Source organism: Acinetobacter sp. GSS19, assembly GCF_028621895.1.
Classification (GTDB): domain Bacteria; phylum Pseudomonadota; class Gammaproteobacteria; order Pseudomonadales; family Moraxellaceae; genus Acinetobacter.
In genome coordinates this window covers 2,553,331-2,569,067 of the sequence record NZ_CP117520.1, presented here as the reverse complement: position 1 = coordinate 2,569,067, position 15,737 = coordinate 2,553,331, and the positions used below count along the sequence as shown (strand labels likewise).

The window sequence follows — 15,737 nt, the reverse complement described above, 5'->3', positions numbered from 1 at the left end:
AGCTGCCTATACGGCAGTGAACCATAATTCTATAGACGAAAAAAAACCGATGTTTTTCTAAGCTGCCTATACGGCAGTGAACTTAACGCAGATTTTGTAAAGATCCGTTCTAATTTTCTAAGCTGCCTATACGGCAGTGAACTAACAGGCGTAACAGCTACAGGAGTAAGCGAATTTCTAAGCTGCCTATACGGCAGTGAACCTGAACAGGCCGAGGCCGTCGCGTCACTTATCTTTCTAAGCTGCCTATACGGCAGTGAACTATCACAGTTTTCACCAAGCCATTTATAAAAATTTCTAAGCTGCCTATACGGCAGTGAACGCAGTTTTTAAGATACAATAAGTTAATTTTTATTTCTAAGCTGCCTATACGGCAGTGAACCCGACGTCACAGTTAGCGCTCGGGACCACCGTTTCTAAGCTGCCTATACGGCAGTGAACTAACCAAGCTTTTGCCTGCTCTTATGGATAATTTTCTAAGCTGCCTATACGGCAGTGAACAGGGTGGATACACTGACAACCGTGCTGATCCTTTTCTAAGCTGCCTATACGGCAGTGAACAACGCGATGCAGAACGGTTTTTACGCCATTGTTTTCTAAGCTGCCTATACGGCAGTGAACATTGTTATTCCAGGTAATCCAACGCTGTTTTTTTCTAAGCTGCCTATACGGCAGTGAACTAAAACAGAAAAAAGATGAAATTTTAGACATTTTTCTAAGCTGCCTATACGGCAGTGAACTTATTGATTGCCTTGGTTAATTTCTTGTTCATTTTCTAAGCTGCCTATACGGCAGTGAACCTACCGCCGATCAAGCCTGGGCCTAAACCGAATTTCTAAGCTGCCTATACGGCAGTGAACTGTTGCTGTTGCTGCATTTCCTGTAGTGTTTTTTTCTAAGCTGCCTATACGGCAGTGAACTGGAAGATGAGCCGGCCATTGTTGAAGATAAATTTCTAAGCTGCCTATACGGCAGTGAACTCATCTATGAAGTTCCATAGCATATATAGCAATTTCTAAGCTGCCTATACGGCAGTGAACATCACAAGACGGATCGACGCAGTTGATACCGTTTTCTAAGCTGCCTATACGGCAGTGAACATTAACGACCTAACAACAGGCGGGGTTGATAATTTCTAAGCTGCCTATACGGCAGTGAACGTCGGTCGCCTCGTAGCTGGTGACTGTTTCGAATTTCTAAGCTGCCTATACGGCAGTGAACAGCCACAGGCAGACGCCCAAACCGTCGGGCAATTTCTAAGCTGCCTATACGGCAGTGAACGGTGCAATTCTTTTGATCTTCGTAGGTCTAAATTTCTAAGCTGCCTATACGGCAGTGAACTTGTTGGGCCGAGAAGCGCATTAACTTCAATATTTCTAAGCTGCCTATACGGCAGTGAACATGGTGGTCAATCAAACGATGAACGTCATAAATTTCTAAGCTGCCTATACGGCAGTGAACGATGCGAGCACCATGTCGGATTGACTTGTTCATTTCTAAGCTGCCTATACGGCAGTGAACGTTGGAGTGTAGCCATGTTGCAAGGTTTCACCTTTCTAAGCTGCCTATACGGCAGTGAACAGAAGGCTTTTTGTTAATGAATGGGCAGTCCATTTTCTAAGCTGCCTATACGGCAGTGAACAGCGGTCGGAACGTGCTCGCCCAGCGGTTACGTTTCTAAGCTGCCTATACGGCAGTGAACGTGGTATCGCGCTCATTGACAATAAAGCCACTTTTCTAAGCTGCCTATACGGCAGTGAACTATATCAACTGTAGTTGTGACCTACATCCAAATTTCTAAGCTGCCTATACGGCAGTGAACTCGAGTTATTGATTTTGTTCTTGTATTTTTTCTTTCTAAGCTGCCTATACGGCAGTGAACCTGTGCGACGATCGTATTCTTAGCCGCTTTCGTTTCTAAGCTGCCTATACGGCAGTGAACTTCGGATGCTTGAGCACTGGCCTAGCGTAACATTTCTAAGCTGCCTATACGGCAGTGAACAGAAACAGCTCTTTTTGAGCAAACGTGAATATTTTCTAAGCTGCCTATACGGCAGTGAACTCCATCAACACGTTCAAATTTAATATAAGAACTTTCTAAGCTGCCTATACGGCAGTGAACATCGTGCGTTATGAAAAGCACAATGCGCCAATTTTCTAAGCTGCCTATACGGCAGTGAACATGCCAAACCGCAGGCAGAAGCACGTGAAAAATTTCTAAGCTGCCTATACGGCAGTGAACATTAAGAATATCAGCAAACCGGAAACGTCCATTTTCTAAGCTGCCTATACGGCAGTGAACCCAGCCCAAGCCAGTCTAAGGCCGCCGTTTTTTCTAAGCTGCCTATACGGCAGTGAACGGACTTTGATCGTTTCTGAGTGGGCAGTGATTTTTCTAAGCTGCCTATACGGCAGTGAACTCTTGGTATCGTTCGTGATGCAGTAAACAAGCTTTCTAAGCTGCCTATACGGCAGTGAACATGACTGGGCTTCGCATGGCTCAGACGCATTTTTTCTAAGCTGCCTATACGGCAGTGAACTGATTACAGCGGCAGAATTTGCGCATGAATATTTTCTAAGCTGCCTATACGGCAGTGAACAACACTAGGGGCGTACATATGTTTAGTTTTATTTTCTAAGCTGCCTATACGGCAGTGAACAAGTAACTTTAATGATGAATAAAATAAGTTTATTTCTAAGCTGCCTATACGGCAGTGAACTTTCAAAGTACTTCTAAAGTTCAAGGTCAATTTTTCTAAGCTGCCTATACGGCAGTGAACGGCCAATGGCCTTGATGCACATAACGCATTCATTTCTAAGCTGCCTATACGGCAGTGAACACAGGCTGTCAGCAACGGTACGAGCAACATCATTTCTAAGCTGCCTATACGGCAGTGAACTCTATATTGATCCACTCAGCCGTGCGCTTGATTTTCTAAGCTGCCTATACGGCAGTGAACTTGGATTCGCCGAAATGCGTTTCACGATTAATTTTCTAAGCTGCCTATACGGCAGTGAACACTGGCCACAAGTATGAAGCCAGAATCCGGTTTTCTAAGCTGCCTATACGGCAGTGAACAAACGGCTGTTGGTACACGCACCACCACGACCATTTCTAAGCTGCCTATACGGCAGTGAACGGCTCTACCCAGTTCTGGTAGGTTTTCTGATATTTCTAAGCTGCCTATACGGCAGTGAACGCCCCTTTTTTATGCTGCTGCCGTAATATTACTTTCTAAGCTGCCTATACGGCAGTGAACTTGGTACAACACGAGGAACAATAGTAGAGCTTTTTCTAAGCTGCCTATACGGCAGTGAACTGTGTAGCCCTGGTCTGCTTTGGGCACAAATCTTTCTAAGCTGCCTATACGGCAGTGAACAGGCGATTGCCCGTGATTCTTACTATGTGTTTTTTCTAAGCTGCCTATACGGCAGTGAACTTGATGTAAACGGCACTACGCTTAGATTTAAATTTCTAAGCTGCCTATACGGCAGTGAACTTGGTGGAGCTGCTGTTCAAGCCTTAGTTGATTTTCTAAGCTGCCTATACGGCAGTGAACTATATTTTTTTATAAATGAATGTTGTGTTTTTTTTCTAAGCTGCCTATACGGCAGTGAACCCTGATGAATGGTATCAACAGCATTTCCCATTTTTCTAAGCTGCCTATACGGCAGTGAACCCTGACATTCTCGCAATCTGGAAGAATAGTGATTTCTAAGCTGCCTATACGGCAGTGAACCGAGGCATTTACACGATAGTTGTCTTGAACACTTTCTAAGCTGCCTATACGGCAGTGAACGACATCGCCGCCAGTCTGTTGCACCCGGTTCCTTTCTAAGCTGCCTATACGGCAGTGAACACTGGCCGAAATTCTGCACAGCTTCCAAGTATTTTCTAAGCTGCCTATACGGCAGTGAACGATAGCTTATCTGCAGCATTGAAATTGATTAATTTCTAAGCTGCCTATACGGCAGTGAACGGAAATGCACAATCTGGGGTAAGCAGGCAGAATTTCTAAGCTGCCTATACGGCAGTGAACTTTCAGATATTGCTGGAAGCCCGCACATGTATTTTCTAAGCTGCCTATACGGCAGTGAACGGCGCGTTAGTGAAAGAGCTGTTTCAAGGATTTTTCTAAGCTGCCTATACGGCAGTGAACATCTCCTAAGATTTACCAGCTCTTTTTTATCTTTTCTAAGCTGCCTATACGGCAGTGAACGCGGAACGATGACAGATTTCCCTTTGAATATTTTTCTAAGCTGCCTATACGGCAGTGAACCAGTGGTGATTGGGGTGATGTATGGGGTTTAATTTCTAAGCTGCCTATACGGCAGTGAACGCCTGCTAATGTTATCTACACATTGCAGCTAATTTCTAAGCTGCCTATACGGCAGTGAACACATCAATCTCGATACGAGTGCATGGACTAGCTTTCTAAGCTGCCTATACGGCAGTGAACATAAACCTATTAAATGAACTAAAAATATTTATTTTCTAAGCTGCCTATACGGCAGTGAACAATATAGCGTTGTATTGGCAGTGTGTAGTGATTTTCTAAGCTGCCTATACGGCAGTGAACCGGCTGAGAAGCCTTAAAAGATAATATTCTATTTTTTCTAAGCTGCCTATACGGCAGTGAACTTGCTGTATTTCGGCCAGGATTGAACCCACCATTTCTAAGCTGCCTATACGGCAGTGAACGAAACGGTTGGAGCACAGGGCGCAAAGCAAAATTTCTAAGCTGCCTATACGGCAGTGAACAACAATCTTCATAGCTTTACGTGCCGCTGATCTTTCTAAGCTGCCTATACGGCAGTGAACCGTGACAACACTGTTACGATTGATTTTGTTGATTTCTAAGCTGCCTATACGGCAGTGAACGCTGTTCAATGCGTAACGCACGTTGTTCGTATTTTCTAAGCTGCCTATACGGCAGTGAACGTAAACGTGAAAATTTTAATTTAAATGCTTATTTTCTAAGCTGCCTATACGGCAGTGAACTGCCATTTGCTCGCTCAAGTGCTGCAAATTCATTTCTAAGCTGCCTATACGGCAGTGAACACGCTAAAACTGGCAAGCTTACTACTGAAACATTTCTAAGCTGCCTATACGGCAGTGAACTAGACCATTTAATTATTTTAAACAGCAGGAAATTTCTAAGCTGCCTATACGGCAGTGAACGGATGCGAGCACCATGTCGGATGGATTTATTCATTTCTAAGCTGCCTATACGGCAGTGAACCGAATGTCACCTCACCATAAACCGGAACAATCTTTCTAAGCTGCCTATACGGCAGTGAACCCGAGAAGTGGAGTTTTGTTTCTCCTCTTATTTTTCTAAGCTGCCTATACGGCAGTGAACAATCCATCCGACATGGTGCTCGCATCCTGTTATTTCTAAGCTGCCTATACGGCAGTGAACACAGCTTAAACGCAGTGGATGGATGAGCTAATTTTCTAAGCTGCCTATACGGCAGTGAACAACAATTTTAACGAAAAAAATAAAGCTATAACAGTAAGTTATGCCTAAAATCCCACAAAAGACCCAAGTATTAACCGACTATTATAACTTATTGATTTTATTGAGTTGTTAAAGAATCAAAAAATATTGGGTTAAAATTCGGGTACAGATGACACCGAACTCAAACCATATGTACTAAAAACCTGAGTTTCAGATTTTTCAGCAGGTAATTTTTCAATAAACAATTTAAAACGCTTTTTACTTTGTTCATCTGAAGTACTTAAACTTTGCATTTCGATATAAGGCAAGTTCGTTGTAGTAACAACATGACTATATCGAGCTAGTGCTTCATCAAAGCCAATATCCCCACGTTTTACACGGTGACGTGCCAAACGCTGTGCATTGGTTTTCACTTGTTTACGTTTATAAACTGCATAGCCTTTAATATCGCTAGGCACTTCACGGATAGAAGTGATATGTACATAGTCTTCTAAGAATTCTAACCATTTTCGGATATCAAATTTTTTTAAATCAGATTCAGACTCAGCAAATAAACGTAATTTTGTACCCAGAAATCCCACTCCTTTATCTTGATGGAAACGATATTGAGGAAATGAAAATCCAATATTTACTTTATCCTCCGCATTTTTACTTCAACCAAAGCAAGATGCAATTGAGGGTAAAGTTGTGACCATAATTCATAAGGGGAAAACTTCTCAATTTCCATTAATGTCACTTCAATGTAATAGTTCATATCCTATCCTTAAGGTCTAATATCAGTGACATAAGCCAAGCCTTTTTTACCTAAGTAAAAAGAAGAAACTCCCGCATTTTCAATCTTCTCTTCTAAATCTCTTGCTTGTTCTTTAGAAATATTCAGATTGATCGTAAGCTTTCCACTTGCTTTGGTTAAAACAGATACGACTTCACCTTCGCCTTTTTTCTTTTCTTTTAATAAATATGGATTTCCCCAAATTAGCTTTTTACTTCCTGTTGTATAACGATCCATAAAATCTTTTTTGGTAAATCCACGCTTAGAAATGCCGCTCAGTCCGCCACTTTTTGTTAAAACATTTGAAAGATCATATTTTTGAGATAATCTTGCAATTTGGATATATAAAGCAGAAGTGTAAATACTGATTAGAGGTAACTGTTTTTTAGCAGTCAAATAACTTGTATCTGGGAAATGATCCAATAAACAGCTAAATACAGCTTGAATATCTTCCGTCAGTTCCATTGGTTTTTCTGAGCTTAAAATCTCAATACGACTACATACCGTAATTGGATCTAAGGTTTCGGAGTACGCTACAGGATATGATTCATCCAAAATAAATTTGTAAATCTCAGACAAATTAAGCCACAAAACACCCCAAAGTTCGGCTGAAAAGCTTGATCTAAAAGACGGATCATTCGCTTTAATTTCACCTGTAAATGAGTTTTGATCTGTACTGCCTGAAACGTTACGGATATAAACCATCTCATTACAATTTAAAGCTTGATCGACAATGTCATTCTCCTGAAGTACTTTTTCAACCTCAGAAAAATAGTAATTGTCATCTTGTCGTGCTTGATAGAGTTTGCGTTGATCTCCAATCAAACGATTCAGTACGCCCATAACAGTATCTTTTGAAATATTGCGCTTTTTATAATTCCCTTCTTGCTTTAATGTAGTCATTGAAGCAATAAAATTACGTCCACCTTTTGGTAAAGGTTCATTATTAGAGCCATCTAAAAATGAATTTCGCCAAGAAGATTCATATTCAATAATGATTTGCATAAATCACCTCATTATTGCGCTTCAAAATAAACTGCATAATCTTGTTGTGGCTCAGAATTCGCTTGATCTGGGTTGCGTTTAATACGCATCATTTTATGACTGTCGTTATAATCCACCTCTACTGTGTCTACACACATATAACCTTTTGCTTGTTTAATCACGAGTTCTTCAAGCATTAAAAGCGTTTCTTTTACTAAAATATCAATAGCAGTGTTGTCGAGTAAAATACCAACTTCACCTTCATTGAAAATTGTTCCCTTACGTACATAGTTTTTATGGAAAGTTGCTTTTGGTTCTTTCGAAGGATCTAGACTTTTGATAAATGCCTGTACTCGTTCAGCAATCTTTTCGCCTTCACCTTCTTTAATAATCATTGATGCACGATCAAATTTCTTATCAAGTGAAATAAATTGTAATTGTTCAATACTAATTGAGCCATAAGCGATATATTCAGTATCGCCAAATGTCGTTTTAGAGAAAATTGAGTTTTCACCGCGTTTATATGTTTTTGAACCATCATCTTGCGTAATTTCTTCACTCGAACTTGCATTAGAAAGTTGTTCAAAGTTGCCATTACCGAGCTGATCAATGAAATCAGTAATCAAAAGAGGACTTGTACGTTTACATTGACTAGATGGCACAACATAACCACGGATTAATCCTGTAATAGATGCTAAAACATCGATTAAATTCTTGTCTTTTGCGTAATGTAAATCAAAAGACTGATCACGAAATAGGTGGTGTCGAATACAGTTTTGGCTGATATATAAAGGTGTTTCTTTAAAATCAATATCAGATGCTTCTTTACGATACTTATAACCTGTTTCTTCTTTTACCTTACCTGATAAATTACTAAAACCACGAAGTTTTGGTAATGTATGGTTATCAACAGTCTTACCATCATTACCTGTTAATGATGTTGGACCATTCCAATTCACTACCCCATAACCATATGCTGTAATTTTAAAATCTACGCTTTTTACGCCTGTTACTTTAGCCATGTTATTTACCCTCTGGCATTGTTGTTAAAATATTAAGTTTGTCTAACGAAATTGAACCAATCGGTTGCTGATCACACACCGCATAATAAATTGCTTCAGGATGTCTAATGCCTGTGCCCCCAACTTTATTTAAGTCATCTTCGATGTAACTTAGATACAAAGGAAAATCTGCATCTCTCGCATAGTTTTCTAAGACCATACATCGTGATTTTTGCTTTTTCTCTGGAATACCTTTCACTGGATGTGACGGATCAATATTGCCATGTTTTTGGGCAATAAAATTGATTAAACCAAGCTCTTGGATAATATTTAATGATTCAGTCAGATTGTCATATTCTGTTGTATCATCTAACGGTGGTTGATAGGCATATTCATTTTCAAACACTGGTTTTGCATAATCATTTAAATTTAATTTGGCTAACTGTACAAAACGGCTATCTCCACGTAATGAGTTTTTACTGATCTTAGATTTCTGCTCTGCCGTTTTAGGTTTAGATATTTTTGTTGGTTCTGTGACTTTATTATTGATTCGATCAATACTTTTCTTTAACGCTTTTTGCATATCTTGAAAAACAGCAGAATTTTCTTGATCTTGTTGAGTATGAAACGCTTTATATAATTGATAGAGCTTCGATAACTTAAAGCTTTGGTCTACAAGTTGATCTTGTAAAAAGTCGTACCACGCCTTAGTGGTCTGTAAGCAATTCAATTGATTTAAGAAAAATGCCAACGAACCTTTACAACTGCCATTTTTTACATTTTCAGTAATCGCAACTTTTAGAATATTGATACTTTCACTTTCCCCAAAACGATCTAAACGACCTAAACGCTGAAGCATATTTTCGGGTGAGGTCATTTCTGTCAGCATGTGTTTGGCTGTAATATTCAAAGACGCTTGTACAATTGGACCACTACGCAATACATCAAACTTGTGTGTACCCTCTTTTTTAAATGCCTCATAAACTTCATTAAACCAATATTTTTATCACTGCGCTTAAACTTTGAATGAAAGAGCACGCTTTTTTCTTGGTTTTTTTGATAAATAAAACCCAATTGTGCTGTTAAAGCAGTGTTGGAAATGACAAAGGTTTTTCCATCATATACTTGATAAAATGGATTTCCTGCTATTATTGATTCATCATAATCAATAAATTCAATTTTATATTCACTATCATTAAATGATGGCATTGCAATGACATCATCTTGATGCAATCCCAAGACTTGTTTTAAATACGAATAATGTGGTGTGGCCGAAACTAATAAGGTGTTTTTTTCATATTTCTTACGCATACTTTTATTGGCAATCAATTCAGCAAACAATAAATTGAAAATCTCCATGCCTATATATTCATGGTATTCATCAAATACCACGTGTGCATCCATAAATGGAATTAAACTATCAACTTTGCTATGCGTGACAATCGATCCTACAATTTGATCAATCGTTGTGACCACCACATCACCTGATAGATATTCTTTCTCAGGTGTTACTTTGTCCCAAGCATTGGTAAATTTAAATTCACCTGTAAAAATTTCTACTTTTGCATCTGGTAAATAACTTTCTGTCAGTTCTTGGAAAATCCCTTGACAGACTTGTACACGAGGGCAAATCCAAAATATTTTTTTTGCATCTTTAAGCTTTGCCCACTCCAATGCAATTTTGGTTTTACCACAACCTGCTGGACCTGCAAGTACAGCAATATCCCTTAAATCAGTAAGTTGTTGTGCAATTTCATTTTGTTTTTTAGTACGCTCACTGTTCGGAAATTTTGTCGAAACATTGTTTAAATGTTCAGATAGATTAGAAAGCGTTTCTTGTGAATCCAATAACTCATCTAAGCGTTGCTCAGCAATGTATTCCATTAAATCTTGCGCAGACAGTTTTGAAATCAAACAGTCTGCACTAATCACACAGGCACGTAATAAATTATGTTCTGAGTTAATACGCACCTTATCACGTAATACGTCTATAGAATCTGTATTAGCATAATGTTTAAATTCTGGAAAATGTTTACTTTTGAATTGATATTCAAAATTATCTTTTAGCTCTTGTGCTTGAGCCACATTCCAATCGATATGCTTTTCGATACTTTCATTGGCATGATAATTTTTTGATAGGTTGTTAATTCTCTTGACCAAGTCAGATGTCCGTTGAATCAAGATTTCAAACTGATCTGCTCGAATGTTTTTGATTAAATATTCGTAGGCTTTATACACCCCTGTAAAATCATCATTTTGACGATATGGCTTCGCATGATGCCAATACAAAATATGCTGTAAACTTTCTTTTTGACGATTATTCAATCCTTTACATTGCTGTTCAAAAAAATTAAATAGCAATAATGACACCTCATTATGACGAGGGTGTTTATCAAAGGTAAATTTAACATCGATATGCTGACCATCATCTTCAGAATCTTTCTGTTTTCCTTTTTTAACCCACTCTTGAAATAGAGGATCTAATTTGCCTAAATCATGCAAACAACCCGCTAAAAATGCAACTTTAGATAAGTTGTCATATTCATCGTTATCCACTACTGTTTTAAATAATTTCTGTGCGACATAACCAATCGCAAAAGAGTGTTCAGCCAACGGCTGTAAATGTGTATTCGCATAAAATTCATCTTGTTTTGCTTTCATTGTGATTACATCCATAACTACATCTTTTTGTGTACTATTCACCGGCACCACACCCTTAGCATTAAACTTATTCCGATTACCCACGACCCACAGTAACTCACTTCGACGTCTGCCTCGAATCCAGTGACAACTTACCGCTGTACTTTTGGTCACGGTTTTACGCAGCAATTTTTAACCGCAATTAGACCTTCCTCAGTAATCACTGTCTGCCAGGTGTTATCACCAATTCGGTCTGCAAAGGCATCTAATACCCGACGCGTTCGTGGAATGGCTTTCTTTTCACATTGGCTAATAAACGTCACAATCATAACGTGCTCTCTACATCATCATGATGGTAACAAGCTTGTGCTTTGACTTGATCAAACATAAAGTCCAGACATTTATGCTCAGTAAATTTCTGCAAAATCTGTTGCCTAAATTCTTGTTCAGTCATCTTTTCTTTGGCACAGATAAAGGCATAAGGTAAAACAATGGCATCTTTAATTAAATCGGCAACATCAAATACCAATGCCCCTCGCCGTGTCTTACCATGCATTACGGCAAATCCATGTGGAATTCCGAGCACCCAAAGTGTTGTCGCTGCTAAACCATAAGCCAAATAATTGCCATGATTTAAAAATCATTGGCTAAATCACCTTGTTCAGGATTACGGTTAAAATCTTTTAAACCTATACGAGTCGCTGCAATTTTATAAAGTTGTTTTGTGGTTGCAGCTTCTGCAAGTAGTAAGTCTCCGACTTTACTTTGTTTTGGAATTTTTCTGTATAAGCCATTAATGCCTGTTGAACATCTAAATCATCCACATGGAAGGTATATTCTTTTAAATCTCGATCTTTTGCCCAAATCTTCTGAATATATTCAACTCGAGCCAATTGAAACTGTTTGGCAACATCTAAGCGTTTGGCTTCATCAAACCAAAACTGCATCCAGCCTTGCATATACTCTGTCGGTCGATATTCACTTTGCGGGGTCATCCATTCGATTTCACAGCCCATAAATAAAGGCGTGCTACCTCCACCTGTAAAACCAACCAGAACACCTGCACTTGCGAGCATACGCATAGCTGCTTGGGTAATCGATGTCCCTGTCCCCAGTAAAATGACCGTAGTATTGGCAATCGGAATATTCCAGTATTGGTTTTCATTTTTTGCTTCAGTCAAATACAAAACTCGACCATCTTTCTGCATCACACGACAATGTTCAAGGTAGTACAAATTGGCACGTTTCGAATGTAAAATAGCTTTTAAATCAGATGGATTGATTTGTTCCATTCTTGTCATCAGTTATGAATAAGAGTTGTCCTTAAAATATCCTTTTCCAATAATTATTTAAATAAATTTTCGAAATTTAACGTCATATATTGACGCAATCTATTTAAATAATTTGTATGCAATTAATATAGTTAAAAATATTTTAAAAAATTAATGTCTTAATATCCTTGGGTTAATATCTTTTTATCTTTACCACCCAACCAAACTAAATATTCATTCTCTATCGCCTGCTTATACGCCCAATCAGCAACTCGATGTGAACGCTGCAGATCCGTTAAGAAACCAAGTTGGGAAATTTCTCGTGTAATAGCTTGATCATGCAGATGATTGCGCTCCAGCCACTGCTGCAGGAAATGTTCTGATGCCAAATAATTACTTTTCTGTGAATTACATTTTTCATCCACCAGAACGAAGTTATGTCCGGTATCAGCAGGATATAGAGACCATGGAATAAAATGATCCACGGCATATTTTGAATTTTTTAAGCTTTTGCCACAGTAAAAACACTGGCATTGCTGTAAATCAATTAGAAAGTCCGCAACCTGTCCCAATTGATTACGACTCGGGGCAAACATGAATTCATCTAGGTCAGGTAATCCATCCAGTACTATAAGGTTCTGCTTGTTCAGCCGAACAAAATCAATCCAGCGCTTTTGGCACAGCTCTTCAATAATTTCACTAAACTGTCTTAAACAATACATTACCTTTGGGAACAGCTTGAGTGACTGCTTGGACTCCTCAAGACTATAGAGAAACTCTACGGTTTGACCATTCAAGTTCTGCAAATACACCACTGGCATTTGCTTCACTGTACTCGCTACAGATTTCCTGAGTTTTAACCAAAAAACTGAATCTCTTCTTGCAGCAGCGATTGTTTTAAATTGCTGCTGTGCTTTCTGGATTTCACTGATGACCTTTGCTTGCCGACCGGTACTTTGTTGAATGATAAAAGGCTCATATTGGCTGAACTGAAACGGAAGTGATTGTTTCCAATAAAGATCAATAAACTTCTCAGCAATGTCCAAATAATCTAGACGCAGAGCTGCACCCGTATCTTGTCCCTGTTCAATCGCAAGTCGAGTAATGCTCATCAGCAAGGCAAACTTATAGGTTGAAGTGAACGTACCTGACTGCAAAATTTGCTGGATATGCTTTAAGAATTTCAACTGTTCTTGAGGTGTGGGTTGATTATTCTCTATGACGCGATCATTCTGCCCCATTTTCAAATTTTACCTGTCTTTGTAATCCTGCTTCTGTTGCTATGTCTAAAATTCTCGCGTTCTGAATGGCATGTTTACGCATAACTGAAAGAGTTTCTTTGAACGGGTGCTGATTCCCTTTTAAATTAAGTGGTAGTACAGTTTGTTCAAAAACTTTTTCCTCAATATTCCACGGTTCTTCGCAAATTTCCCAAGATACATAGGCATTATCCTCGAGCCACGCATCTAGCCATTGTTCACCTGCATGTGTGAAAGTCATTCGATTACCTGAACCAACCCTTCTAAGGGGATACCCACTCATCTCAGCCAGAAGTATCCCTAAAGTTCGTCTTAAAGTTGAACCTTCAGCATTACCCGCAAAGTGTGTTTTAAGTCGTGTTCTCAACGTTGATTTGCTATTAGGTTTGGTCTTTTTATCTGGAGAGATGCCCACATACAACAGCGTATATTCTTTATAAGTTACACAGTGTTCTGTTGGGATTCCTTGGGGAATTTTTTAAACCACCAGAAATAAATTCCATGCTCTGTGGGAATCAAAGAGGACTGTTCCATTAACTCGGAACGACCGTATAACCGCTGAGGGTAATAATCAAAAGCTTTTGATTTCTTTTTCCATATCACGTTGAGCCATTCTTCTGCTCGGTCTGGACGTTTATCTACACTAATCCATTGCTGTAATAGTAAAGCCTGATCGAGCTGCTTGAGCAAATCATGTGCCTGCTGTTCATTTAAGTCGGTAAAGCTACGCCCATCTTTTCACGATCTTGACTGCCATATTTAAAGGACATATAGCAGACACCATTTGGCTTTAATGCTATTAAGATCCTGTGCAAGACATCTGACAACTTATCTCGCTCGCAGTGCAGCAAAGAGGCACATGCCCAAATGCCATCATATTTCTCCTGTACAGCCAATTCATAAAAACTGCCCAACTGCACTGGTAACTCAGTAAGCTGACGTGCTTTTGCAACCAGCTCCTCTGAATAGTCGATTGCCTCTACCTGATAACCAAAATTTTTAAAAGCCAATGTATCCCGACCCGAGCCACAGCCCAAATCCAGAATTGACGCTTGTTCCGATAAATACCTCAGAAATGGTGCATAAAGACTTTCCATCTCAACCTGATAGGTATTTTCAAAAAATGCTTGGGCATGCTGATTGTAATAATTTGATGTTTGATTCATTGTCTTAAAGCTAATATCTTATGTGAAAGAACATACTGATATTTCAATAGATAAGTCAAATGAACAGTTCTATGATTGAGCCAAAATCTCATTTTATTGTCTCTACTTTATTGAAATAAAAAACTGAGCTGGTTTCTACAAAGGAAAATAAATGGGCTTCAGATTTCGCAAGAGCATTAAAATCTTACCAGGCTTAAAAATTAATCTAACCCATAAAGGCATAAGTAGTGCCAGTATTGGCAAAGCTGGTGCTTCTTTGAATATTGGCAAAAAGGGAACTCGAACGAGTATTGGTATCCCAGGAACAGGACTTTCTTATTCCAAGCATCATCCCTATACAAATAAGCCAAATACCTTACAGAACTCTTCTCAGCAACCATCACCATTGAATAGCCGAAGTATGGAAACATCTAAATCAAATGTCTGGCTATGGATAATTTTTGGATTATTTTGTTTTATTGTAGGGGCTATTATTTTTTAGAATTAGCCGCGCTTTGTACCCATAACATTCATTCCGCTAGGCAAAATTTGATTCATTCATTACTATTGACGGATGTTAAATACAATAAAGGTTGCCGCTGATGCCTGAAAATCACAATGCTCCCGATTATGATGAAATGATTTAATCGACTCTCCCTTATCTCAAGTTTTACAGGAACATAATCAGCAGGTCGAAATTCTCATTTATCGACTGCCTGACAGTGATTGGACACTGGAAGTGGTAAGCCAAAGTGGTACTTCTACTGTATGGGATGAAACTTTCCCGTCAGATCAGGAAGCTCTATCTGTCGCTTTAGATGGAATTAAAGCTGCAGGCGGTATTCAAGCCTTTTCCGAAGTAAGTGATCTCGAAGCAAAGAAAAATATTTGTCCTGAGTTCCTTACTCGCCATTAAAACTGATGCTGCTGACTTGAATTTAAATCAGTATGTTTTTGAATTCTTAAAACCTATCACGATGATAGGCTCACTTCAGGCCAAACCATCTAGGGTCGAAGGGTCAAATGTTTCATCAAACATAAACTCATCGACTCGCTCTTTTTTAATATCAAGGCCGAATCTGCGACGCAGAAAAACTTAACTGCTTAACATTAAATCCCTGTGGGCTCTCGCACCTTAACTACAAGCTCAACCGAATCATCTACTCCTCTTTTTTGAAATCCAAAGTGTCACCATCCGACCAC

General features: G+C 39.0%; 9 protein-coding genes, 4 pseudogenes and 1 CRISPR repeat array (1 of these 14 running past the window's edge). Of the genes and pseudogenes, 2 read left to right on the top strand and 11 right to left on the bottom strand.

What is annotated here, in order from left to right:
- Window positions 1-5,483: a CRISPR direct-repeat array (repeat unit 28 nt; unit sequence TTTCTAAGCTGCCTATACGGCAGTGAAC) (it extends 186 nt beyond the left edge of the window).
- A 131-nt stretch (window positions 5,484-5,614) separates the two neighbouring features.
- The 11 genes and pseudogenes from cas6f to PGW99_RS12180 form a co-directional block, all read right to left on the bottom strand.
- Window positions 5,615-6,043: a type I-F CRISPR-associated endoribonuclease Cas6/Csy4 gene (gene cas6f, locus PGW99_RS12225; protein WP_273778007.1), complete on the bottom strand. Its 429-nt coding sequence runs from the start codon at window positions 6,041-6,043 to the stop codon at window positions 5,615-5,617.
- Between the two features lie 47 nt (window positions 6,044-6,090).
- A complete protein-coding gene (locus PGW99_RS12220) occupies window positions 6,091-6,189 on the bottom strand; it encodes a hypothetical protein (RefSeq protein WP_273779507.1) in 99 nt (32 codons plus the stop codon).
- Between the two features lie 36 nt (window positions 6,190-6,225).
- Window positions 6,226-7,239, bottom strand: a complete 1,014-nt coding sequence (cas5fv, locus tag PGW99_RS12215; RefSeq protein ID WP_273778005.1) for a type I-Fv CRISPR-associated protein Cas5fv — start codon at window positions 7,237-7,239, stop codon at window positions 6,226-6,228.
- An 11-nt stretch (window positions 7,240-7,250) separates the two neighbouring features.
- Window positions 7,251-8,240, bottom strand: a complete 990-nt coding sequence (gene cas7fv / locus PGW99_RS12210; RefSeq protein ID WP_273778003.1) for a type I-Fv CRISPR-associated protein Cas7fv — start codon at window positions 8,238-8,240, stop codon at window positions 7,251-7,253.
- 1 nt (window position 8,241) lies between these two features.
- Window positions 8,242-9,108 carry a hypothetical protein gene (locus tag PGW99_RS12205; protein ID WP_273778001.1) on the bottom strand — a complete coding sequence of 289 codons (867 nt, stop codon included), beginning with the start codon at window positions 9,106-9,108 and terminating at the stop codon, window positions 8,242-8,244.
- A gap of 17 nt (window positions 9,109-9,125) precedes the next feature.
- Window positions 9,126-10,922 (bottom strand): CRISPR-associated endonuclease Cas3'', encoded by a 1,797-nt coding sequence (locus PGW99_RS12200; protein WP_443098224.1) that lies wholly within the window; start codon window positions 10,920-10,922, stop codon window positions 9,126-9,128.
- Window positions 10,923-11,012: 90 nt separating this feature from the next.
- Window positions 11,013-11,188: pseudogene (locus tag PGW99_RS12430) on the bottom strand (hypothetical protein); the annotation flags it as partial.
- Window positions 11,185-12,151 (bottom strand): annotated as a pseudogene (gene cas1f / locus PGW99_RS12195) (type I-F CRISPR-associated endonuclease Cas1f). The pseudogenes cas1f and PGW99_RS12430, both read right to left, overlap by 4 nt.
- Before the next feature lie 158 nt (window positions 12,152-12,309).
- Window positions 12,310-13,371, bottom strand: a complete 1,062-nt coding sequence (locus PGW99_RS12190; RefSeq protein ID WP_273777999.1) for an HNH endonuclease — start codon at window positions 13,369-13,371, stop codon at window positions 12,310-12,312.
- Window positions 13,358-13,804, bottom strand: coding sequence for a GIY-YIG nuclease family protein (locus PGW99_RS12185; RefSeq protein WP_273777998.1), 447 nt, complete (start codon window positions 13,802-13,804; stop codon window positions 13,358-13,360). The genes PGW99_RS12190 and PGW99_RS12185 overlap by 14 nt, the downstream gene beginning before the upstream one ends.
- Before the next feature lie 173 nt (window positions 13,805-13,977).
- Window positions 13,978-14,555, bottom strand: a pseudogene (locus PGW99_RS12180) (class I SAM-dependent methyltransferase); the annotation flags it as partial.
- A 151-nt stretch (window positions 14,556-14,706) separates the two neighbouring features.
- Here PGW99_RS12180 and PGW99_RS12175 point away from each other — a divergent pair.
- On the top strand, window positions 14,707-15,036 hold the full coding sequence (locus PGW99_RS12175) for a DUF4236 domain-containing protein (protein ID WP_273777996.1): 330 nt from the start codon (window positions 14,707-14,709) through the stop codon (window positions 15,034-15,036).
- 100 nt (window positions 15,037-15,136) lie between these two features.
- Window positions 15,137-15,450: pseudogene (locus PGW99_RS12170) on the top strand (hypothetical protein).
- Window positions 15,451-15,737: the final 287 nt, after the last annotated feature.

Coding starts and splice junctions, on each gene's coding strand:
- PGW99_RS12205 (WP_273778001.1), bottom strand. CDS start 9,108: ATGCTGACAGAAATGACCTCACCCGAAAATATGCTTCAGCGTTTAGGT.
- PGW99_RS12220 (WP_273779507.1), bottom strand. CDS start 6,189: ATGGAAATTGAGAAGTTTTCCCCTTATGAATTATGGTCACAACTTTAC.
- PGW99_RS12190 (WP_273777999.1), bottom strand. CDS start 13,371: ATGGGGCAGAATGATCGCGTCATAGAGAATAATCAACCCACACCTCAA.
- PGW99_RS12175 (WP_273777996.1), top strand. CDS start 14,707: ATGGGCTTCAGATTTCGCAAGAGCATTAAAATCTTACCAGGCTTAAAA.
- cas5fv (WP_273778005.1), bottom strand. CDS start 7,239: ATGCAAATCATTATTGAATATGAATCTTCTTGGCGAAATTCATTTTTA.
- cas7fv (WP_273778003.1), bottom strand. CDS start 8,240: ATGGCTAAAGTAACAGGCGTAAAAAGCGTAGATTTTAAAATTACAGCA.